We start from the raw sequence: 22,893 nt of genomic DNA on the forward strand, positions 1-22,893 counted from the left end.
GCCCGCGGCTACTCGGCCTGGAGCACCAGCAGCGCCAGGTCGTCCTCCGGCGGCCGCCCGCCGAACTCGTGGACCAGCCGCCGGATCCGCTCGGCGATCAGCTCGGCGCTGAGGCCGGCGCATCCGGCGAGGGCGCCCGCCAGTCCGTCGCCGTCGTCGAACTGGCGGGAGCCCGAGCGGCGCTCGGTGACGCCGTCGGTGACGCACAGCAGGGTGTCGCCGGGGCTCAGCTCGACCGTCTCGCTGCGGTAGGTCTCGTCCTCGACGACGCCCAGCAGCGTCTGCGGGCGGGCGGCCGTGCGCACGCCTCCGTCGGGGCCGAGGATCAGCGGCAGCGGATGCCCGGCGGAGGCCAGGGTGCAGCGGACGCCGCCGTCGAAGGGCACCAGCTCGCCGTAGAGCAGGGAGAGGAACCGGTTCTGGGGGCCGTCGCCGGGACCGACGGGGCCGGTGAACGCGCGGGCGGCGGCGTCCGCGGCCTCGGTGGCGTCGTCGAGGAGAAGCTGGTTGAGCCGGTCCAGGACGTCGGCGACGCCGTAGCCCTCGCGGGCCAGCAGCCGCAGCCAGGGCCGGGCGAGGCCGATGACGACGGCGGCCTCGGGCCCCTTGCCCTGCACGTCCCCGACGGCGAAGCACCAGCGGCCGTCGCCGGCCGGGAAGAGGTCGTAGAAGTCACCACTGGGCCCTCCGACGTCACACGGCTCGTGGACCAGGGCGCTGCGCAGCCCGGGGATCTCGGCGACGGCCCCGGGCAGCAGCCCGCGCTGGAGCACGGCGCTGATGGTGGCCTGGCGGGCGTACTGGCGGGCGGCGCCGACGGCCAGGGCGACACGGCGGCTGAGGTCCTCCACCAGTCCCGTGACCTCGTCGGGGAAGCGCGACGCGTCCGCCCTGCCGATGACGAGGGAGCCCAGCGGCCGGCCCCCGGCGACGAGCCGGTAGGCGAGGGCGACGCCCCGGCCCCGAGGGGGCACGGGCACGGCGGTCCTGCCGTCGGCGCCCGGGTGTACGGCATCGCGGCCGTCGCGGGCCGCGGAACCGCGTGGCACCCCGGCCGCCGTGACGGCGGCCGGGCAGGGACCGTCCGCGGGACCCGGCCGCCGGCCGTCAGGCTCCGCGAGCACGGCGCCCCGGCCGCCGGGGACGAGGGCACCGGCGGCATGACCGTTGCGCCACCGGGGAGCAGCGCCCCTGCCGTCCTGTCCGGCGGCGTCCGGGGCGAGTCCGTCACGGTCCGGGGGTTCGGGGCTCCCGGCATCCGGGCGTGCGGTGCCCGCACCGTGGCCGTCGTCCCGTGCGGGGGCTGCCACCCCTGCCGGGTACACCGTCCCGTTGACCGCCTCCGGGGGTCCGGCCCGGCCGGGGAGGAGGCGCGTCCCGTCACTCCTCCGGTCGAGGACCGCGGCGGGCCAGGGGTAGGGGACGGGGCCGCAGCGCAAGGCGTCGGGCGGGTGGGGCGGGTCCGCCGCCAGGACACGGCGCAGGTCCTCGACGACGTTCTCGTCGGTGTGCCGGACACGGGCGAGCCGCGGCCCGGCAGCGACGGTGCCGTCGCCCCACCGGCCGCGCCCGGTGACCTCGTCCTCCAGCCACACCGCACACCAGTCGGCCAGCCGCGGCACGACCAGCTGGCCGGTGAGCGCGGCGACGAGGTCCTCGTCGAGCTGCCCGGCCAGCAGATCGGAGGCCTCGGCCAGGAAGGACAGTGCCCGGCGGCCCAGCCACTCCCCGTCTCCGTCGCCGGGCCCGGGCTCGGGCGCGAGGACCCCGGCGACGTGCAGGGCGGTGTCGACGGCGGGCTCGGTGGCGACGGGGTGAGGGGTGTCGTCCGTGCCGGTGCAGCCGCCGTCGGCCAGCCGTGCCCAGACCGTCTTGGCATCGCGGCAGTAGGTGACGCCCCAGGACTCGGCGAGCGCGGAGACCAGGCGCAGCCCGCGCCCGTGCTCGGGGGGCTCGGGCGTCGCCCGGGCGGCCTCGCCGTCCCGCGGGGCGCGCGAGGGGTGCTGGTCGGAGACCTCGACGACGACGTGGCCGGAGGGTTCCAGACGGGACAGCAGCCGGACGTCGGTGCCGGCGTGGACGACGGCGTTGGTGACGAGTTCGCTGACGACGAGTATCGCGTCCTCGACGAGCCGGTCGCTCAGGTGACGCGCGCCGGGCGGGCAGAGTTCGGCCCACTCGTGCAGCGCGGTGCGCATCAGGTCCCGGGCTGCGCCGGGCGCGAGGGAGCTGCCGGGCAGGGTGGCGTGCGTCCGCGCCCCCTCACCCGTACCGCCGACAGGCGCACCTCCCGCCCGGGCATCGGTCTCCCGCTGCGTCGGAACGGCCCCCATCGGCAACTCCCCGAACTGTTCGGACGAAAGCTTTCGGTCGATGCCGTCAGCGTGACAGAACGAGCGGGCTCATAAGCGCCGAGTTACCGAAGTGGGTCGCCATGGACGACAACCGTGCTCCCCTCGTGTTCGAAACCGAACCAATCGAAAGCCGGATTCGAGCATCTGAACGCCACAGGCGTACAGGTGACCGGACGGGTGGCAGGTCAGCCGATGCAGGCGGGCCGGCGGGAGCAGGGCGGCGGGAGCGGGAGCAGGGCGGGCCGCCGGACTCCCCGTCCGGCGGCCCGCCCGGGCTGGCGCGCGTCAGGCCTCGCGCGCCCCCGCGTACATCTCGTCGATCAGGTGGCGGTACTCCCGCTCCACCACCGGCCGCTTCAGCTTCAGGCTGGGCGTGATCTCCCCGTGCTCCACGTCGAGGTCCCGGGGCAGCAGCCGGAACTTCTTGATCGTCTGCCAGCGCTGCAGGCCCTCGTTGAGCTGGTCGACATGCCCCTGGACGAGAGCGACCGTCTCGGGCGCGGCGACGACCTCGGCGTACGACTTGCCCTCCAGCCCGTTCTCCTTCGCCCAGTCGAGGATCGCGATCTCGTCGAGCGCGATGAGCGCCGTGCAGAAGTTCCGGTCGGCGCCGTGGACGAGGATGTTGGAGACGTACGGGCACACCGCCTTGAACTGGCCCTCCACCTCGGCGGGCGCGATGTACTTGCCGCCGGAGGTCTTGATGAGGTCCTTCTTGCGGTCGGTGATGCGCAGATAGCCGTCCGCGGACAGCTCGCCGATGTCGCCGGTGTGGAACCAGCCGTCGCTCTCCAGCACCTCGGCGGTCTTCTCGGGCAGCTGGTGGTAGCCCTGCATGATGCCGGGGCCGCGCAGCAGGATCTCGCCGTCGTCGGCGATGCGGACCTCGGTGCCGGGCAACGGCTTGCCGACGGTGCCGGTGCGGTAGGCCTCGCCCGGGTTCACGAAGGACGCCGCCGACGACTCCGTGAGGCCGTAGCCCTCCAGGATGTGGATGCCGGCACCGGAGAAGAAGTAGCCGATCTCGGGTGCGAGCGCGGCCGAGCCGGAGATGCAGGCACGCAGGTTGCCGCCGAAGGCCTCGCGGATCTTGGCGTACACGAGTGCGTCGGCGACCTTGTGCCTGGCGGCGAGCCCGAAGGGTGCGGTGCGGTTGCCGGTGCGGCGGAAGTTGTCCTGGGTGACCTTGGCGTACTCGCGGGCGACGTCGGCCGCCCACTGGAAGATCCTGTACTTGGCGCCGCCGCCGGCCCTCGCCTTGGCGGCGACGCCGTTGTACACCTTCTCGAAGATGCGCGGCACGGCCGCCATGTAGGTCGGCTGGACGACCGGCAGGTTCTCGATGATCTTGTCGACGCGGCCGTCGACGGCCGTGACGTGGCCGACCTCGACCTGACCGGAGGTGAGCACCTTGCCGAAGACGTGCGCGAGCGGGAGCCACAGGTACTGCACGTCCTCGCCACTGACCAGCCCGGTCGCGGCGATCGCCTTGGCCATGTACGACCAGTTGTCGTGCGGCAGGCGCACCCCCTTGGGGCGTCCGGTGGTGCCGGAGGTGTAGATGAGGGTCGCGAGCTGATCCCGGGTGATCTTGCCGACCCGCTCCTTGATCAGATCGGGGTCCTTCTCCAGGCGGGCGGCCCCGCGCCGCTCCAGCTCTTCGAGGCTGAGGACCCAGTCGCCGGTCTCGACCCCGGCCGCGTCGATGACGACGACGTGCGTGAGCCGGGGCAGTTCGTCGCGCTTCTCGACCGCCTTGGCGACCTGCGCTGCGTTCTCGGCGATCAGCACATGACTCTCGGAGTCGGAGAGGATGTACGCGGACTCGTCGGCGTTGGTCTGCGGGTAGATGGTGGTGGTGGCGGCACCCGCGCACATGATGCCGAGGTCGGCGAGGATCCATTCGATGCGGGTGGCCGAGGCGAGCGCGACGCGCTGCTCCGGCTGGACACCCAGCTCGATCAGGCCGGCGGCGATGGCGTAGACCCGTTCGGCCGTCTCCGCCCAGCTCAGCGACTTCCAGTCGTCGGGACCCTCCCCGGAGGCCCGGGGCACCGGGTAGCGGTAGGCCTCGGCGTCCGGCGTGGCTGCCACGCGGTCCAGGAACAGGCCCGCAACGGACGGCGGCCGGTTCTCGATCAGTGTCTGTGCGTCGCTCACGACATCCTCCGGGGCCCCGCGGCAGTGCGGCTGGCTCAGTGCGGCTGGTTCCTACCCGCGAAACGTTGTTTAACTCACGAGTAACTATCGAGCAGGCATCAGAGTAAGGGTCAACAGGCCGGTGCGTAAGGGGCCGCGCCCCTTCACTTCGCGCGGCGGTCCGCTCGGGTGAGCGGGAGAGCCCGCCGCGCAGGCGCACGACGGGTCCCCGCTGCCACCGCCCCGGCCGGGCGGCCGGCGGCTACTTCTTGCCCTTGGCCGGTCCCGCGCTGTCGTCGCTGGACAGGACGGCGATGAAGGCCTCCTGCGGGACCTCCACGGAACCCACCATCTTCATCCGCTTCTTGCCCTCCTTCTGCTTCTCCAGCAGCTTGCGCTTGCGGGAGATGTCGCCGCCGTAGCACTTGGCGAGGACGTCCTTGCGGATGGCTCGGATGGTCTCGCGCGCGATCACCCGGGAGCCGATGGCGGCCTGGACGGGCACCTCGAAGTTCTGCCGCGGGATGAGTTCCCTCAGCTTGGCCACGAGCCGCACGCCGTACCCGTACGCCTGGTCCTTGTGGGTGATCGCCGAGAAGGCGTCGACCTTGTCGCCGTGCAGCAGGATGTCGACCTTGACCAGGCTGGAGGACTGCTCGCCCGTGGGCTCGTAGTCCAGCGAGGCGTATCCGCGGGTCTTGGACTTCAGCTGGTCGAAGAAGTCGAAGACGATCTCGGCGAGGGGCAGCGTGTAACGGATCTCGACACGGTCCTCGGAGAGGTAGTCCATGCCCAGCATGGTGCCGCGCCGGGTCTGGCACAGCTCCATGATCGCGCCGATGAACTCGGAGGGCGCGAGGATGGTCGCCCGGACCACCGGCTCGAACACCTCGTCGATCTTCCCCTCGGGGAACTCGCTCGGGTTGGTGACGACGTGCTCGACACCGTCCTCCATGATCACCCGGTAGACCACGTTCGGAGCTGTGGCGATGAGGTCGAGACCGAACTCGCGCTCCAGCCGCTCACGGATCACGTCCAGGTGGAGCAGGCCCAGGAAGCCGACGCGGAAGCCGAAGCCGAGCGCGGCGGAGGTCTCCGGCTCGTAGACCAGCGCGGCGTCGTTGAGCTGCAGCTTGTCGAGGGCGTCACGCAGCTCGGGGTAGTCGGAGCCGTCCAGCGGATACAGGCCGGAGAAGACCATCGGCTTGGGGTCCTTGTACCCGCCGAGCGCCTCCTGGGCCCCCTTGGACTGGCTGGTGATGGTGTCACCGACCTTGGACTGGCGGACGTCCTTCACGCCGGTGATCAGGTAACCCACCTCGCCGACGCCGAGACCGTCCGCCGGGAGCATCTCGGGCGAGTTGACGCCGATCTCCAGCAGCTCGTGCGTGGCGCCGGTGGACATCATCCTGATGCGCTCGCGCTTGTTGAGCTTCCCGTCGACGACCCGGACGTAGGTCACGACGCCGCGGTAGGAGTCGTAGACGGAGTCGAAGATCATCGCCCGGGCGGGGGCGTCGGCCACACCCACCGGCGCCGGGATCTCCGCGACGGCCTTGTCGAGCAGCGCCTCGACACCGAGGCCCGTCTTGGCGGAGACCCTCAGCACGTCGTCCGGTTCGCAGCCGACCAGGTTGGCCAGTTCCTCGGCGAACTTCTCGGGCTGCGCGGCCGGCAGGTCGATCTTGTTCAGCACGGGGATGATCGTGAGGTCGTTCTCCATCGCCAGGTAGAGGTTGGCGAGGGTCTGCGCCTCGATGCCCTGGGCGGCGTCGACGAGGAGGATGGTCCCCTCGCACGCGGCGAGCGAACGCGAGACCTCATAGGTGAAGTCGACGTGCCCCGGGGTGTCGATCATGTTGAGGATGTGCGTGTTGCCGGGGTCGTGGGTGGGGGCCCACGGCAGACGCACCGCCTGGGACTTGATCGTGATGCCGCGCTCGCGCTCGATGTCCATCCGGTCGAGGTACTGAGCACGCATCTGCCGCTGCTCGACCACACCGGTCAACTGGAGCATCCGGTCGGCGAGCGTGGACTTGCCGTGGTCGATGTGCGCGATGATGCAGAAATTGCGGATCAGAGCCGGGTCGGTACGGCTTGGCTCGGGCACGTGGTTCGGGGTCGCGGGCACGCAGGGTCCTGATTCTTGAGGTATCCGCCGATGGACGGTCTCGGGTCGGATCGATACGTAGGTTCCATGGTCCCACGGGCAGGGCGCGGCGACCGGTTTGGGCCACCCGAAGGGCCGCTGGTAGTGTAGGGGGCTGTGTCTCATGCCCTCTCAGCGCGAGGCACGTCTTCAAGAAATCACCTGGTACGGGTCCCGGACTCCGTTCGCGGAGCCCCCCTGGAGCCGTGCCTGAACCTGAAAAGGCTCATTCGTGGCGAACATCAAGTCCCAGATCAAGCGGATCAAGACCAACGAGAAGGCCCGGCTGCGCAACAAGGCCGTCAAGTCCTCCCTGAAGACCGCGATCCGCAAGGCTCGCGAGGCCGCCGCCGCGGGTGACGTCGAGAAGGCCAACGAGCTGCAGCGTGTTGCCGCACGCCAGCTGGACAAGGCCGTCTCCAAGGGCGTCATCCACAAGAACCAGGCCGCCAACAAGAAGTCGGCGCTGGCTCAGAAGGTCGCGTCCCTCAAGGGCTGACCCTGTGATGTGATCGCCGGAGGGAACCGAGCGGGCCCTCTCTCATCCGCTCCCGTCCGGCACCCCGAGTCCGTTCGCGGCCTGCGTTCGCCACGCGGGAACGGACTCACCGGTTTCGACCGAGGGCCCCGGCGCCCTGCTCCTCCCCGGAGCGGGCACCGGGGCCCTCGGCCTGCCCGGGCGCCGACGGGGCCCGGGCAGGCCGGAGCGCATCCGACAGCCCTCCGGATCCGGGGTGCGGCGTGCCGTGCGCGGCGTGCGATCACGCCCAGAACTCGTTGGTCCTGTCGATGTCCGCGACGCACTCGTCGAGGTCGCTGATCTTGTCACCGACGATCCGGAAGACGATTCCTCCCATCTCGTCGATGTGCCGGCCGCCGCGGTCGGCGGTGAAGTGGTGCACGGACACCGCGTGCCCGCGGCCGTCGACGAAGACGTTGCGCAACTCGACCCGGAACGTTCCACCCGTCTCCGAGCCGAGCCGGGCGTAGTACCCGCCGAGAATCGCGTCGGTCCCCTTGTGGTCACCCGAGAGCGGGTGCGAACCGGGCACGTGCTGCGTGCAGTCCCCGGTCATCATGTCGCGCAGGGTGTCCATGTCCCCGCGCTGGAATGCCTCGTAGCCCTTGCGGACGAGCGCTGCGTGCGGGTGTTCAGCCATGGCGATCGCCACCTCTCCGTCGCTCGGCGATGAACGGCTGACACCTCCGATTCTCCTCGCGCCGGACCGCGATGACGAGACGAGCCGGAACCCGCCCGGCACCGGTGCGCCTATCCGCGGCCCCGTGATCTGGCCGCCCGGGCGATGATGACGACCGCCTTCTCCAAGGCGTACTCGGGGTCGTCGCCGCCGCCCTTGACTCCGGCGTCGGCCTCGGCGACGGCCCGCAGGGCCACAGCCACACCGTCCGGCGTCCACCCGCGCATCTGCTGCCGCACCCGGTCGATCTTCCACGGCGGCATGCCCAGCTCGCGGGCGAGATCGGCGGGCCGCCCACCGCGGGCGGAGGACAGCTTCCCGATGGCCCGCACACCCTGCGCGAGCGCGCTGGTGATCAGCACGGGTGCCACGCCGGTCGCCAGCGACCAGCGGAGCGCCTCCAGCGCCTCCGCGGCCCGGCCCTCCACGGCACGGTCGGCCACCGTGAAGCTGGAGGCCTCCGCCCGCCCGGTGTAGTACCGCCCGACGACCACCTCGTCGACGGTCCCCTCCACGTCGGCGACCAGCTGGGAGACCGCCGACGCCAGCTCGCGCAGGTCGCTGCCGATGGCGTCGACGAGCGCCTGACAGGCCTCGGGGGTCGCGGACCGCCCGGCGGCGCGGAACTCCTGCCGTACGAAGGCCAGCCGGTCCGCCGGCTTGGTCGTCTTCGGACAGGCCACCTCCCGTGCCCCCGCCTTGCGTGCGGCGTCCAGCAGGCCCTTGCCCCTGGCGCCGCCGGCGTGCAGCAGTACGAGCGTGATCTCCTCCGCGGGCGACGAGAGGTACGCCTTCACGTCCTTGACCGTGTCGGCGGACAGGTCCTGCGCACTGCGGACGACGACCACCTTGCGCTCGGCGAACAGGGAAGGGCTGGTCAACTCGGCGAGCGTCCCCGGCTGGAGCTGGTCCGGGGTCAGCTCGCGCACGTCGGTGTCGGCGTCGGCAGCCCTCGCGGCGGCCACCACCTCCTGCACGGCGCGGTCGAGCAGCAGGTCCTCCTGGCCCACGGCCAGCGTCACCGGGGCGAGAAGGTCGTCGTTCGCAGTCTTCCTGGGCATCGGGACAAGCATGGCACGCGCCACCGACAGCGCCTCCGGCCGCCGGGCGGGGCGGCTGCGGCCGGGGGCCATCGGGCCCGGCCGCTGCGGCCGCCGGACCGAGCCGCCACGGCCGCGGGGCCGACCGGCCGCGGGTGGGCGCGGCTGCGGATGGACGGCTTCGGGGCGGGGACGCCCTCAGCAGAACGGCCGTGGGTGGGGCCGCTGCGGGTGGGACGGGGGGCGGGGGCATCCGCAAGTGGACGACTTCACTCAGGCAGGTGCCCCGCTCACCTCACGGCTCCTCGCGCCACCCGTCCCACTCCCCCGCGAACGCGTCCAGCTCGCCGGGGTGGAACCGCCCGTCCTCGTCCCGCAGCACGACGAGCCACTGAGCATCCTCCGCATCGTCCTCGCCGGCCAGCGCGTCCCGGACGACCAGCGGCTCCTCCCGGACCCCGAACCGCTCCGCGAGCGCCTCCACGACCTCCTCCGCGGCATCGCGGTCGGGCAGCACCAGCACATGTCTCACATCACTCACGCCGCCATTTTCCGGCATGCCCGGTACGACGACGGACGGGCCGCCCACAGCACGCGGGCCGCCCGTCCGGCCCACCCGGACGCCGGACCCCGTGTGCCGCCGCCCCGTGCCGGCCCCGGCCCCCCGACGGCTCCGGTGCGGTCAGCGCGCCGACCGCACCCCGGCGACCCCGGCACGCCCGGCACAGTCGCCAGCTCGCGTGTCGCCATCCCGGGTCGGCATGCCCTACGGGTCGGCATGCTCGGCGCCCTCGGCATCCCAGGCTCAAACCCGGGGATCAGCCGTCGCCGTCCCGGTCCCGCACCTCCGGAACCCGGTCCAGCTCCATGCCGAACCGCTCCCGGTACACCGACAACACCTCCTCGTCACCCTCCAGTTCTCGCGTCTCACGCCCGCCGTCGGCTCCCGTCACCGTGAGCCGCCGCCCGCTGAGCGTGATCCGGCCCCCGTCCTCGGTGACCCGCGAGCACACCAGCGACTGCAGGAAGTGGGAGCGCGGGCTGGTGCTGTGCCACCAGGCGCCGGTCACGAAGTCCCCGAGCACCCGGGGCCGCAGCTCCAGCCGGTACTGCCGCACGCCGTCCCGCAGAACGTCGAGGTCGCCTCCCCCGCCCGCCCGTTCGACCCCGCCGCCTCCGTCTTCGGTATCAGCACCGGCACCGGCCGCGTCCGGTGCCGACTCCGCGATGCGGAACACCCCGCCCGGGTCGTGCTGCTCGCCCCGGTCGGCCAGCGACAGCGGATAGTGGCTGTGCGCCCCGAACCCGACGTCGGCCAGCCAGTCGCCTCCGTCCCGCGTCCGCACCCGCAGCGCGAGATGGTCGTACGGGACACCGAGCCTCCCGGCCTCCCCGTACACCCGCGCCGCGAGCAGCGACACCTCGAAGCCCAGGGCGGCGAGCAACGCCCCGAACGCGCCGTTCAGTTCGTAGCAGAATCCGCCGCGGCGGGCGGCCACCAGCTTGTCCACCAGGTGCTTGTCGTCCAGCACGATCTCCTCACCGAGGTGGACCGACAGGTTCTCGAAGGGGACGGTGAGCAGATGGCGCAGGTGCAGCGCGTGCAGTCCCTCACTGGTGGGCGGGGTGGGGGTGTCCGCGACACCCAGGCGGCGGAGGTAGGCGTCGACCTGTGCAGCGTCCATGGCCTCAGTCTGCCGCCACCCGCAGTCCTCCGTCCGCCCCCGTGACGGCCAGCGTCCCGTCCCGGTCCGTGCGCAGCACCGCCGCCCCCTGGGCCCGCAGGGCCGCGACCGTGCCCGGCGCCGGATGGCCGTAGGGGTTGTCCGCCCCGCAGGAGATGAGGGCCAGCCGGGGCGCCACCAGGCGTATCAGGCCGGCGTTCTGGTAGGCCGAGCCGTGATGGGCCACTTTCAGCACGTCCACACGGCTCATCACCGCAGCCGCCGGCGACCTCAGCAGCGCCTGCTGGGCCGGGGGTTCGAGGTCGCCCAGGAGCAGCATGCGCAGCCCGGCCGACCGCACGAGCATGGCGACGCTGGCGTCGTTCGGTCCCTCCAGCGCCTCGGTGGCCCCCGGGCTGCCGGGCGGCCACAGCACCTGCCAGTCGACGCCCGAGGCCCGCCGTCGCTCCCCGGCCGCGGCCCGGGTGAGCGGGATGTTCCGTCGCGCCGCCTCCTTTCTGACGAACCGCACCTGGTCCTCGGGCTCTTCGAACCCGGTCGTCTCGATCGCGCCGACCTGGCGTCCGTGCAGGACGCCGGGGAGCCCGGCCACGTGGTCGGCGTGGTAGTGGGTCAGCACGACGAGCGGGATCCGGGTGATGGCCAGCCGGCGCAGGCAGCGGTCGACACGGCCCGGCTCGGGGCCCGCGTCCACGACCACTCCCGTGTGCGCGCCGGCCGCGAGCACGACCGCGTCCCCCTGCCCCACGTCGCACATCACCAGCCGCCAGCCGGGCGGCGGCCAGCCCGTGACGACCCGGGCGAGCGGCGGCGGCTGCACGACCGCGAGCAGGAGCAGCACCCCGCAGGCGCCGCACAGCCAGGGACGGCCGGGCAGCAGCCGGCGTCCGGCGAGCACGACGGCCAGGGTGGCGAGGGTGAGCAGCAGTGCGCCCGTCCAGCCGCCGGGCCAGTCCACGGCCCCGCCGGGCAGCGCGGCACCGGTCCGGGCGATCCCGGCGATCCAACCGGCGGGCCAGCCCGCGCACCAGGCGAGCGCCTCCGCCACCGGCATCACCACCGGCGCGCACGCCAGCGCGGCGAAGCCGAGCACCGTGGCCGGCGCGACCGCGACCTCCGCGAGGAGGTTGCAGGGCACCGCGACCAGGCTGACCCGCGCGGACAGCAGCGCGACGACGGGAGCGCACACGGCCTGCGCCGCTCCCGCCGCGGCCAGCGCCTCCGCCAGCCGGGCCGGCACCCCGCGACGCCGCAGGGCGGCGCTCCAGCGCGGTGCCAGCGTGAGCAGGGCACCGGTGGCCAGCACGGACAGCAGGAAGCCGTAACTGCGGGCCATCCAGGGGTCGTACAGCACCAGCAGCAGCACCGCCGTCGCCAGCGCCGGGAGGAGCGACCTGCGTCGTCCCGTGGCCAGCGCGAGCAGCGCGACGCCCGCGCAGGCCGCCGCCCGCAGCACACTCGGGTCGGGCCGGCACACGAGTACGAACGCCAGCGTGAGCATCCCGCCGAGCAGTGCCGTCGTGCGCAGGGTGAGGCCCATGCGGGGTGCGGCACCGCGGCGCTCGGCCCGCTGGGCGAGCCCGGGCGGCCCCAGCAGCAGGGCGAGGACGAGGGTGAGGTTGCTCCCGGAGACCGCCAGCACGTGCGCGAGGTCCGTCTCCCGGAACGCCTCGCCGAGCTCCGGTGTGATGCGCGCGGTGTCCCCCACGACCAGCCCGGGCAGCAGCGCCCGCGCATCCCCCGGCAGCCCGTCGGTCGCCTCCCGCAGCCCGGCCCGCAGTCGCCCCGCGAGCCGCTGCGGCCCCGACGGCCGCTGCACCACGTGCGGGGGCGTCGCGCCCCGGACCCGCAGCACGGCCGCGATCCGGTCGCCGGTCACGGCGGGCGGAGCCAGCCGGCCCGTCACCCGCAGCCGTGTCGTCGGCAGCAGCCGCAGCCATCGCGAGCGCTCCGGCGCGCCGTCCGTCCCCCCGGCCCCGCCTCCCCGGGCCGGGACGATCACCAGAACCGGGGTCCTGGTCGCCACGGGTGCTCCGCCGTGGTGCTGGACGTCCCGTACCTCCGCCTCCAGCACCACCGAGGGCGGGGCCGCGCGGTCGCCCGTGACCCGGGGCCGGGTGGGCCGGGGGTCGGAGACGACCTCCACCTCGGCGGTCACGGTGGCGTACCGGCGGGCCAGCTCCGGTACCGGTCCCCGGCTCAGGTCCGCTCCGTGCAGCCCGGCCGAGGCGGCAGCGGCGGCGGCGCAGAGCAGCACGGCGGCGGCCGTGGCCCGCGGCCACCCGCTCCGCCGCGGCCCGGGGGGATCGGGGGGCCGGCGTCGCCGGGCCGTCATCAGCACGGCGGCGGCAGCGAGGCAGACGACGACGGCGGCGGTGACCACAGGCTGTGGGGCGTCGAGTGCGAGGGCCGCCGCGGCCCAGGCTGCCAGTGCGGGCGGCACCAGTCTGAGGTCCGCCGGCCCCTCCTGCCGCGGGTGTGCCGCGCCGAGTCGGCTGCCGGCGGCGAGGTGCACGTCGTGCCGCCTGGCGGGCGGCGCCGGTGCGGTGCGTGCGGCGTCGTCCTCGCTCCCGCTCACGGCCGCACCAGGTTCCGCAGATCGGCGAAGCGGCGCTCACCGATGCCGTTGACCTCGCGCAGTTCGTCCACCGAGCGGAAACCGCCGTGCCGGGTGCGGTAGTCCACGATGTGCCGTGCCAGCACGGGGCCCACACCCGGGAGCGTGTCGAGCTGGTCCACGGTGGCGGTGTTGAGTGGCACGGGGGCCACGGGCACCGCGGGCACCATGGGACCGCCCGGCGGGGTGCCCGCGCCCGTGCCGGTCACCGGGGCCGGCGCGCCCACGATCACCTGCTCCCCGTCTGCGAGGAAGCGGGCACGGTTCAGGCCCGTCAGGTCGGTGCCGGGACGCACCCCGCCCGCGGCGTCGAGGGCGTCGGCCACCCGGGAGCCGGCCGGCAGGCGGTGGATCCCCGGGCGGCGGACCTTGCCGGCGACGTCCACGACGATCTCCGCTCCGGCCACGGCACCTGGTGCACCGTTCTGCGCGCCACCCGGTCGTCCCGCCCCCGCGCCGGGGCCGAGGGCGTGGTCCGGGCCGTTCCCGGCCGGGGTGCCCGCCGGAGCGCTCGTGTCACCTGTGTGCTCCGTGCCGTAGGGGGCCGTCGCCGCCCGGACCACCTCCGGGGCCCGTACGGGCCGGGTCCGCCCGGTCCAGAAGTGCTGAGCCGCGAAGGCGACGGCGGCGGCGAGCAGCACGGCGAGCGCGATCACGCTTCTGCGTTCCAGCCCGCATCGTGCCTGGACCCATAGGGGCATCCGCTCCCGCAGCGCCACTCCTGCGCGCGCCCGCCACGATCCCGCGGCGGGGGCCACCGGGCCGGTGCCGGTGTCCGTCGGCGCGGGCGACCCCGGGTGACCGGTCCCGGCGGTCCGCGTTACGCCCGGAGGCGGTCCCGCGCCCGATTCGCTTCCGGGGTCGGCGCGTTGGCGCCCGTCGCAGGCGTGTCGGCTCTCCTCCCCGCCATGCCGGGCGAGGAGCGCCTCCGCGCGCCGCCTGAGGTCCTCGGCCGGCGCGCGGCGCTGCCGGGTGTGGCCGCGACCGGGCGGGCGGCGGTGGCGGACGCGGCTGTCGGAGGCGGGCTCACGGCCCGGTCCGCTGGTGGCGGCTGCTGTGCGCGAGCGTGATCGAAGTGCCATGCCATGAGGATCGGGCACGGACCGCCGCCGCGATGATCTTGCTTGTTTTCCGTGGACGAGGGCCTGGTTGTGGACAACTTCGCCACCCGCACGGGTGATCCGCCGTCCGGGCTGCCGCCCCGGGAGGCTCCCTCGGCGGAGCCCGCGTTCACCGCGAGGAGACGACGGCCCCCAGCAGCCCCGGCCCCGTGTGTGCCCCGATCACCGCGCCGACCTCGCTCACGTGCAGGTCGGCCAGGCCCGGTACCCGCTCCCGCAGGCGGTCCGCGAGGGCAGTGGCCCGGTCGGGGGCGGCGAGGTGGTGGACGGCGATGTCGACGGGAGCCGCGCCGGCGCGGTCGGCCACCAGTTCCTCCAGGCGTGCGATCGCCTTCGACGCCGTACGGACCTTCTCCAGCGGCTCGATCCGGCCCTTCTCCAGTTGCAGCAGCGGCTTCACCGCCAGGGCCGAGCCGAGCAGTGCCTGGGCCGCCCCGATCCGGCCGCCGCGGCGCAGGTAGTCGAGGGTGTCGACGTAGAAGTAGGCGAAGGTGCCGGCGGCGCGTTTCTCCGCGGCCGTGACGGCCTCGTCCAGCGTGCCCCCCGTCTGCGCCGCCTCGGCAGCGGCCAGCGCGCAGAAGCCGAGCGCCATGGCGATCATCCCGGTGTCGACGACCCGCACCGGCACCGGCGCCTCCCGGGCGGCGGCGACCGCCGCGTCGTAGGTGCCGGACAGCTCGGCCGACAGATGCAGGGAGACGATGCCGGTGGCCCCGGCGTCGGCGACCTTGCGGTAGGTCTCCGCGAACAGCTGGGGGCTGGGCCGTGAGGTGGTGACGGGGCGTCGCTTCTGCAGCGCCTGGGCCAGGGAACGGGTCGAGATCTCGGTGCCCTCTTCGAGTGCCCGGTCGCCGAGCACGACGGTCAGGGGCACCGCGGTGATGCCGTGGCGCTCCATCGTCCGCGGCGGCAGGTAGGCCGTTGAATCGGTGACGATCGCGACATGGCGGGACATGAGCTGGAGGTTACCTGTCGTACCGCTCCGGCGGCAGCCCGACCCCGCCCACCCGGGGCGGGCGTGGCCGGATCACGATGTGCTCTCGGGACGGGGCTTCTTCTGCCAGGAGTACGTCGTGCGGGGAGTCGGCGGGGTGACGGCGGGACGGGCCGGTTCCCCGGGCAGCGGGGAGGACGGCGGCGGTTCCGGGGCCGTCCAGTGGCGCAGGGCGCCGGCCTCCACGTCGATCTGGGCGCTCAGGGCGTCGAGGTCGTCGTCGGCGAAGCGGTGGGCCCGGTCGCGTGCCGCCCAGCGCAGCGAGTCCGCCGATCGCGTGATGCGCTCGGTGCGTTCGCGCAGGGCGGGCAGCAGCCGGGAGAGCGCCAGACGGTCCGGTTCCGTCTCCAGGCGCCTGAGTTCGTCGTCGAGTTCGCGCCCGTGCAGGCTGAGCCGCTCGAACAGACCCAGGGACTCCTTCAGGGACGCGTCGCCGCTCACACCCGCGTGCAGCGCGTCCTGGGTGGCGCGCATCGAGGTGCGCAGGGCGAGGCGGAGCTGCGCGATCTCGCCCGCGGGGCCGGGCTGGGTGAGCGACTTGGCGCGCAGCGTGTGATCCTCGACGGTGCGCCGGGCCTGGGTGAGGGTGCGGTCCACACCGCGCCTGGCGGCGCCGATCGCCTTGGCCGTGACGTACACGCCGAGGCCCACGAAGAGAACGAAGAGCAGGGCGAAGACGGCGACAACCACTTCCACGGCACTCCTCCTCCGGCCCGCGGCACCCGCCGCGCCGCTCTTCCAAGGTAAACGCAACGGGCAGGTTCGGGGTTCCACCGGAACCCCGAACCTGCCCGTAGGGGACTACCCCGAGCCGGACACCGGCCCGCCCCGACCGCTCACGCGGGCACGATGTTCACCAGCTTCGGCGCCCGCACGATCACCTTGCGGATCCCGGCGCCACCCAGTGCCGTCACGACCTTCTCGTCGGCCAGCGCCGCCTTCTCCAGCTCCTCCCCGGAGATGGCCGGCGGCACCTCCAGCCGCGCCTTGACCTTGCCCTTGATCTGGACGACGCAGGTCACGGTCTCGTCGACCACGTAGGCCGGGTCGGCGACCGGGAAGTCCCGGTGGACGACGGAGCCGGTGTGCCCCAGCTTGCGCCACAGCTCCTCGGCGATGTGCGGGGCCAGCGGCGCGACCAGCAGCACCAGTGCCTCGGCCACCGGCCGCGGCACCGGGCCGCCCGTCTTGGTCAGGTGGTTGTTCAGCTCGGTGACCTTGGCGATGGCGGTGTTGAACCGCATGCCCTCCAGGTCGCCGCGCACACCGTCGATCGCCTTGTGCAGGGCGCGCAGCGTCTCCTCGTCGGCGTCGGTGTCGGCGACGGTGGGCTCGCCGGTGACCTCGTCGACGATGTTGCGCCACAGCCGCTGCAGCAGCCGGAACTGGCCCACCACCGCGCGCGTGTCCCACGGGCGGGAGACGTCCAGCGGTCCCATCGCCATCTCGTACAGGCGCAGGGTGTCGGCGCCGTACTCGGCGCAGATCTCGTCCGGAGTCACCGCGTTCTTCAGGGACTTGCCCATCTTGCCCAGCAGGCGGCCGACCTGCTCGCCCTGGTAGAAGTAGGCGCCGTCGCGCTCCTCCACCTCGGCGGCGGGCACCGCGATGCCGCGGCTGTCGCGGTAGACGTAGGCCTGGATCATGCCCTGGTTGAACAGCTTGTGGAACGGCTCCGCGGAGGACACGTGCCCCAGGTCGTACAGGACCTTGGACCAGAAGCGCGCGTACAGCAGGTGCAGCACGGCGTGTTCGGCACCGCCGACGTACAGGTCGACGCCGCCGTGCGGCAGGCCCTCGCGCGGGCCCATCCAGTACCGCTCGATCTCGGGGGCGACCAGTTGCTCGCTGTTGTGCGGGTCCAGGTAGCGCAGCTCGTACCAGCAGGAACCGGCCCAGTTGGGCATGGTGTTGGTCTCACGCCGGTACTTCTTCGGCCCGTCGCCCAGGTCCAGGGTGACGTCGACCCACTCCTCGTTGCGCGACAGCGGCGTCTCGGGCTGGGTGTCGGCGTCGTCGGGGTCGAAGGTGCGCGGGCTGTAGTCCTCGACCTCGGGCAGCTCCAGCGGCAGCATCGACTCGGGCAGCGGGTGGGCGATGCCGTCCTCGTCGTAGACGATCGGGAAGGGCTCGCCCCAGTAGCGCTGGCGGCTGAACAGCCAGTCGCGCAGGCGGAAGTTGACGGTGCCCTCACCGATGCCCCGGTGCTCCAGCCACTCGGTGATGCGCGCCTTGGCCTCGGTGACGCCCAGGCCGTCCAGCTCGACGCCGCCGCCGGTGGAGTTGACGATCTTCGCGTCGTAGGAGGAGAACGCGTCGTCCCAGGTGGACGGGTCGGTACCGCGGCCGTCGTTCGGCTCGACGACACAGCGCACCGGCAGCTCGAAGGCCCGGGCGAAGGCGAAGTCGCGGGTGTCGTGCGCCGGGACGGCCATGATCGCGCCGGTGCCGTACCCCATCAGCACGTAGTCGGCGATGAAGACCGGGACCTGCTCGCCGTTGACGGGGTTGGTGGCGAACGCGCCGGTGAAGACACCGGTCTTGTCCTTGGCCTCGGCCTGCCGCTCGACGTCGGACTTGGACGCGGCCTGCGCCCGGTAGGCGGCGACGGCCCCGGCCGGGGTGGCGTGGCCGCCGGTCCACGTCGCGCGGGTGCCCTCCGGCCAGGCGGCGGGGGTGAACTTCTCCACCAGCGGGTGCTCGGGCGCCAGCACCATGTAGGTCGCGCCGAACAGGGTGTCGGGGCGGGTGGTGAAGACGGTGATGCGCTCGCCGTCGATCGGGAAGTCGACGCGGGCGCCCTCGGAGCGGCCGATCCAGTTGCGCTGCTGCAGCTTGATGGCCTCGGGCCAGTCCAGCTCCTCCAGGTCGTCCAGCAGCCGGTCGGCGTAGGCGGTGATGCGCATGTTCCACTGGCGCAGCTTGGCCTTGAAGACCGGGTAGTTGCCGCGCTCGGAGCGGCCGTCGGCGGTGACCTCCTCGTTGGCCAGCACCGTGCCCAGGCCGGGACACCAGTTGACCGGCGCGTCGGAGGCGTAGGCCAGGCGGTACTCGCCCAGGACGTCGGCGCGCTCGGTGGCGCTCAGTTCGCTCCACGCGCGCGTGGAGCCGGGGACGGCACGCTCACCGGAGGCGAACTGGGCGACCAGCTCGGAGACCGGGCGGGCCTTCCCGGCCGCCTCGTCGTACCAGGAGTCGAAGATCTGCAGGAAGATCCACTGGGTCCACTTGTAGTACTCCGGGTCGATCGTGGCGAAGGACCGGCGCTTGTCGTGGCCCAGGCCCAGCCGGCGCAGCTGGGCCTTCATGTTCTCGATGTTGGCCTCGGTGGACACGCGCGGGTGCGTGCCGGTCTGCACGGCGTACTGCTCGGCGGGCAGGCCGAAGGCGTCGAAGCCCAGGGTGTGCAGCACGTTGTGGCCGGTCATCCGCTGGAAGCGGGCGACGACGTCGGTGGCGATGTAGCCCAGGGGGTGGCCGACGTGCAGACCCGCACCGGAGGGGTACGGGAACATGTCCATGATGAACTTCTTGGGCCGGGCGACCAGCTCGGGGTCGCCCGCCAGGTCACCCGTGGGGTTGGGTGCGGCGTAGGTGCCCTCGGCGTCCCAGAAGTCCTGCCAGCGTGCCTCGATCTCGGCAGCCATGGCGGCCGTGTAGCGGTGCGGCGCGGCCACCTCGGAAGCGGCAGCGGGGTTCGTCTCGCTCATGATCCTCAAAGCTCCATCGATCGTCTCTGCCTGCGCTTCACCCAGGAAACGAAAAATCCCCTCACACAGGAGGGGACGCCGCGCCGACTCCGACCACGTTCTCACCGGTGGCCGGGACTGATCAGCGCGGCCCGCTAAGCAGAAGGCGTACGGCACGCATGGCGCCAGGGTACCGCACGGCTTGAGCAAGCCGCGACGCCCTTCCGTACGCCTAGTCGACACATCATGTCTACGCCCGCATCCACAGAACCGAGGTCGGATTACTTCGCGTAACACGCCCTAAGGGACATCACGCCGGCCGCATTGTCCTTTGATAACAACGCAATAACTCAAACCTCGTACTGATCGGTATGGCGCGACCTAGAGTGCGGCCCGGGACCGCTCACCCGAACTGCTCGGAGTTGCCCCCATGAACCCTCGTCGTAGTACCAGCTCACTCCCCAAACCCGGCCGCTCGGCCTACGGGGCGGCATCCGTCGTCGTCCTGCTGCTCATACCCGTGATCGTGCTGATCGGAGGTGAATGGCTCCGGAACTTCCTCAACTTCGGTGCGGGCGTGCTGTCGCTGGTCGCGCTCAGCTGCTCGGTGATCTGGGGCCTGGTCGCCCAGGACCGGCTCCTGCTCAACATCCGCCAGCGGATCATCGGGCAGGCGGTGCACCGCACGACCGCGGTCGCCTCGATCGCCTTCCTTCTGGTGCACATCGCCATCAAGCTCGCGCTGGAGCACACCGAACTGATCGCCGCGGTGATCCCCTTCTCCCTCGGCTTCAGCAGCAGCGGCGGACTCATCGGCCTCGGCTCCCTGGCCGGACTGCTGATGATCTTCGTCGGCATCACCGGCGCCCTGCGCAGCAACTTCGCCGCCCCGGCCCCGGTCGCGGCACGCTGGCGGGCCATGCACATGCTGGCCTATCCGGCCTGGTGCGCCGCGCTCGTCCACGGACTCTACGCGGGTCGCCCGGCCAAGCCGATCTTCACCATCCTCTACGGCCTGTCCGTGCTCGGCGTCATGGCGGCGCTGGCCCTGCGGGCCGCCCCGCGACCGGTCAAGCGCCGGATCGCCGACCGGGTCATGGACCTGCTCGGCACCGAGGAGCAGCCCGGCCGCGAGAACCCGGACACCGGCCGGGCGCGAGCGGCGGACACCGGGTCCACGCCCCTGCCGGGGTACGAGGGCCGGCGCCGGGCGGCGCCCGCCGAGTCGCCCTCCGCGCCGCTCTTCGACACCCCGGAGCCCGCGGAGCCCGCCGGTTCCGGATTCTCCGCCGCCTACCGCGCCGTGTCCTCCCGCGGGCAGGGACAGCATCAGTACGCCGCCGACGCGACCGCGTACGGGGACGTCCCGCAGGCCGTCCAGCCCACGGAGACGCTCCCGCGCGTCGACAGCGGCGGCAGCACCTCGGGAAGCTGGCCGATCCCCTCCCCGCCCCCGGTCGGGGAGGCGCCCCCGTCGGCGTACGACCCGCTCACGGACACCGGATACACCGTCCCGGCCTACGGCAATCCGGACACCGGCGGCTACGGCGGACGTGATCTGTACGACACCGGTGAGACGAACACGGGGTACGGCACGTACAACCAGAACGACACGTACAACAGCGGTCCCGCAACCGAACCAATCCCCGGCGCGTACGACGCGCCGGGTTCGGGCGAACCTTGGAACATGCCTTCCGGAGGCCATAGGTGAACGAGGCCCTGCCCGACGTCCCCGAAGTCCGTGTGGTCGGCCTTCCCCAGCTCACGTCAGGCTTCGACCTTGTCGAACGGCTCGATCTGCCCATGCACCTGAAGGTGCACGGGCCGCTCGAACCGATGGGCGGCGAGCAGCTCGCGCAGCTCGCCGAGCGCATCAACCTCAGGGGCCGCGGCGGCGCGGGCTTCCCCTTCCACAAGAAGCTGCGGTCGGTCGCCGAGTCGGCGATCCGCCGCGGCGTGAGGCCGGTCGTCGTCGTCAACGGCAGTGAGGACGAACCGGCCTGCCGCAAGGACACGGTGCTGATCAACCGTTCCCCGCACCTCATCCTGGACGGCGCCCTGCTGTGCGCCGAGGCCATGGGTGCCCGCACGCTCGTGGTGGGGGTCACCCGGGAATCGACGCAGCGCTCCATGGAGGCGGCACTCGCCGAACGCGGCCTGAGCAACGGGCGCCGGTCGGCGCTCCGGGCGCGCGTGCAGCGCAATCCGGTACGGATGGTCACCGGCGCCGCCGCCTCCCTGATCCGCTCGATCGACGGCGGCCCGGCCATCCCGCCCGGCCGCAAGGTGAGTGCCTCGCAGACCGGCGTCGGCGGGGCACCCACGCTGCTGTCGAACGCCGAGACGTTCGCCCAACTGGCCATCGCCGCCCGCATCGGCCCGGAGCGCTACGGCAACACCGGCCTGTACGACGAACCCGGCACCGTCATGCTGACCGTGTCCGGCGCGGTGGCCCGCCCTATGGTGATCGAGGTCCCCACGGGCGTTCCGCTGCGCTACGTCCTGCAACTGGCCGGGGCCCCGCCGGTACCGCAGGGGGTGCTGACCGGCGGCTACCACGGCCGGTGGATCGACGCGGCGACGGTCAACGAGGCGATCGTCTCCCGCAACTCACTGGACGCGGTGGGCGGCGCGCTGGGGGCCGGCGCGATCCTGCCGATCACTCAGGAGACGTGCCCGCTGGGCGAGTCGCTTCGGGTGGCGCAGTGGCTGGCGGAGGAGAGCGCCGGCCAGTGCGGCCCGTGCTACCTCGGGCTGCCCGCGGCGGCGCGCGGCATGGAGGACATCCTGAACGGCGGCGGACCGGCCGCGCTGGAGGCCCTCAAACAGGTCGCCAAGAACATCAAACGGCGCGGCGCGTGCTCGCACCCGGACGGCTCCGCGATGTTCCTGGAGTCGACCATCAAGGCGTTCACCGACGACCTCGCCGCGCACGTCCTCGGCAACGGCTGCGGGCGGCCCGTGGAGGGCGTCCTGCCGCTCTTCGAGGGGGGCAAGGCCCCCACGGGCATTCCGGGCGGCGGAGAGTCCGAGGAGAACGGTCCCAGCCGCCAGAAGATCTACGTCGACTGGACGCTGTGCCGGGGCCACGGCCTGTGCGCGGACATCCTCCCGGAGGTCTTCCAGCTCGGCGCGGACGGCTTCCCCACCGTCGCGCAGGCGGCGGTTCCGCGGTACGCGGAGGCGAAGGCGCTGCGCGCGGTACGCCGCTGCCCGGCCCTCGCGTTGCGCCTGGAGGAGGACTCGCGCGCGCAGGGGGACTCCCGCAGCAACCTGCCGGTGCTCTCCCAAGGACGCGGCAGGCGGGCCCTGGGACGCTGAGCGACGGAGTGGATCCCCCACGGGGATCCACTCCGTCCGCTCGCCACGGACGGCACGGTACGTGAGCCGGGTCGCCGAACGCCGGCCGAACGCCGAGGGCGGGCCACCCGTTCCGGGTGACCCGCCCTCGACTTCTGTGGAGCTAAGGAGAATTGAACTCCTGACCTCTTGCATGCCATGCAAGCGCTCTACCAACTGAGCTATAGCCCCTTGTTGTCATGTGGTGGAACCACATGCCTTTTTCGTTTCGCCCGGTTCCCCCGGCGACGACGACAACATTACACGGTCCTGGGGGGTGAACACCAAATCGGTTCTCCGTCGGATCGTCAGGCTGCCGCCGTCAGGCCGTGACGAACGAGTAGAACCGCTTCAACGTGCAGTGTTCCTCCAGGAGCCGGCCGTAGATCGGCTCACCCTCCAGCTCGCGGTACGTCTCGATCGGGTCGCCTTTTATGATCAGCGCCCGCGCGCATTCCTCGCACCAGTACTGGTAGTCCGGGTTGACCGGCTCCATGTCACGCACGATCGGGGTGCCACTGCCGCACCAGTCGCACTTTCGCCTGTGTGCACCCATCGATCAGCTCC

General features: G+C 72.7%; 16 protein-coding genes and 1 tRNA gene. 3 read left to right on the forward strand and 14 right to left on the reverse strand.

The window, feature by feature from the left end:
* Positions 1–8: 8 nt before the first annotated feature.
* The 3 genes from I3F54_RS19980 to lepA all read right to left on the reverse strand — a co-directional run bounded on the left by I3F54_RS19980 (position 9) and on the right by lepA (position 6,624).
* Positions 9–2,333, reverse strand: a complete 2,325-nt coding sequence (locus tag I3F54_RS19980) for a SpoIIE family protein phosphatase (protein WP_240120192.1) — start codon at positions 2,331–2,333, stop codon at positions 9–11.
* Between the two features lie 306 nt (positions 2,334–2,639).
* Entirely contained in the window at positions 2,640–4,514 is a 1,875-nt protein-coding gene (locus I3F54_RS19985; protein ID WP_240120193.1) for a long-chain fatty acid--CoA ligase, read from the reverse strand.
* A 241-nt stretch (positions 4,515–4,755) separates the two neighbouring features.
* The gene (lepA, locus tag I3F54_RS19990) at positions 4,756–6,624 is read right to left on the reverse strand and encodes a translation elongation factor 4 (RefSeq protein WP_240120194.1); all 1,869 of its coding nucleotides are present in this window, start codon (positions 6,622–6,624) and stop codon (positions 4,756–4,758) included.
* A 250-nt stretch (positions 6,625–6,874) separates the two neighbouring features.
* Between lepA and rpsT the strand changes: the two genes are divergently transcribed.
* On the forward strand, positions 6,875–7,141 hold the full coding sequence (gene rpsT, locus I3F54_RS19995) for a 30S ribosomal protein S20 (RefSeq protein ID WP_205386425.1): 267 nt from the start codon (positions 6,875–6,877) through the stop codon (positions 7,139–7,141).
* 262 nt (positions 7,142–7,403) lie between these two features.
* On the opposite strand, the gene I3F54_RS20000 is transcribed toward rpsT, so the two are convergent.
* From I3F54_RS20000 to leuS, 9 genes are all read right to left on the reverse strand, one after another.
* Entirely contained in the window at positions 7,404–7,802 is a 399-nt protein-coding gene (locus I3F54_RS20000; protein WP_240120195.1) for a nuclear transport factor 2 family protein, read from the reverse strand.
* 110 nt (positions 7,803–7,912) lie between these two features.
* Positions 7,913–8,902, reverse strand: coding sequence for a DNA polymerase III subunit delta (holA, locus tag I3F54_RS20005; RefSeq protein WP_240120196.1), 990 nt, complete (start codon positions 8,900–8,902; stop codon positions 7,913–7,915).
* 274 nt (positions 8,903–9,176) lie between these two features.
* Positions 9,177–9,422, reverse strand: a complete 246-nt coding sequence (locus I3F54_RS20010; RefSeq protein WP_240120197.1) for a hypothetical protein — start codon at positions 9,420–9,422, stop codon at positions 9,177–9,179.
* Positions 9,423–9,699: 277 nt separating this feature from the next.
* Positions 9,700–10,566: an arylamine N-acetyltransferase gene (locus I3F54_RS20015; protein WP_240120198.1), complete on the reverse strand. Its 867-nt coding sequence runs from the start codon at positions 10,564–10,566 to the stop codon at positions 9,700–9,702.
* 4 nt (positions 10,567–10,570) lie between these two features.
* Positions 10,571–13,081, reverse strand: a complete 2,511-nt coding sequence (locus I3F54_RS20020) for a ComEC/Rec2 family competence protein (protein ID WP_240120222.1) — start codon at positions 13,079–13,081, stop codon at positions 10,571–10,573.
* Between the two features lie 59 nt (positions 13,082–13,140).
* Complete coding sequence (locus I3F54_RS20025) at positions 13,141–14,265, reverse strand: ComEA family DNA-binding protein (RefSeq protein ID WP_240120199.1); 1,125 nt, start codon at positions 14,263–14,265, stop codon at positions 13,141–13,143.
* 148 nt (positions 14,266–14,413) lie between these two features.
* Entirely contained in the window at positions 14,414–15,259 is an 846-nt protein-coding gene (locus tag I3F54_RS20030; RefSeq protein WP_240120200.1) for a DegV family protein, read from the reverse strand.
* Positions 15,260–15,331: 72 nt separating this feature from the next.
* Positions 15,332–15,994 (reverse strand): hypothetical protein, encoded by a 663-nt coding sequence (locus I3F54_RS20035; protein ID WP_240120201.1) that lies wholly within the window; start codon positions 15,992–15,994, stop codon positions 15,332–15,334.
* 140 nt (positions 15,995–16,134) lie between these two features.
* Positions 16,135–19,008, reverse strand: a complete 2,874-nt coding sequence (gene leuS / locus I3F54_RS20040; protein WP_240120202.1) for a leucine--tRNA ligase — start codon at positions 19,006–19,008, stop codon at positions 16,135–16,137.
* 409 nt (positions 19,009–19,417) lie between these two features.
* On the opposite strand from leuS, the gene I3F54_RS20045 reads away from it, so the two are divergent.
* A complete protein-coding gene (locus tag I3F54_RS20045) occupies positions 19,418–20,698 on the forward strand; it encodes a cytochrome b/b6 domain-containing protein (protein WP_240120203.1) in 1,281 nt (426 codons plus the stop codon).
* A complete protein-coding gene (locus I3F54_RS20050) occupies positions 20,695–22,308 on the forward strand; it encodes an NADH-quinone oxidoreductase subunit NuoF family protein (RefSeq protein ID WP_240120204.1) in 1,614 nt (537 codons plus the stop codon). Before I3F54_RS20045 ends, I3F54_RS20050 begins: the two co-directional genes overlap by 4 nt.
* 137 nt (positions 22,309–22,445) lie before the next feature.
* On the opposite strand, the gene I3F54_RS20055 is transcribed toward I3F54_RS20050, so the two are convergent.
* Positions 22,446–22,518, reverse strand: a tRNA-Ala gene (locus I3F54_RS20055).
* A 130-nt stretch (positions 22,519–22,648) separates the two neighbouring features.
* A complete protein-coding gene (locus I3F54_RS20060) occupies positions 22,649–22,882 on the reverse strand; it encodes a hypothetical protein (RefSeq protein WP_003976229.1) in 234 nt (77 codons plus the stop codon).
* Positions 22,883–22,893: the final 11 nt, after the last annotated feature.

Origin of the sequence: Streptomyces sp. MUM 2J (assembly GCF_022414535.1) — a bacterium.
Taxonomy (GTDB): Bacteria; Actinomycetota; Actinomycetes; order Streptomycetales; family Streptomycetaceae; genus Streptomyces.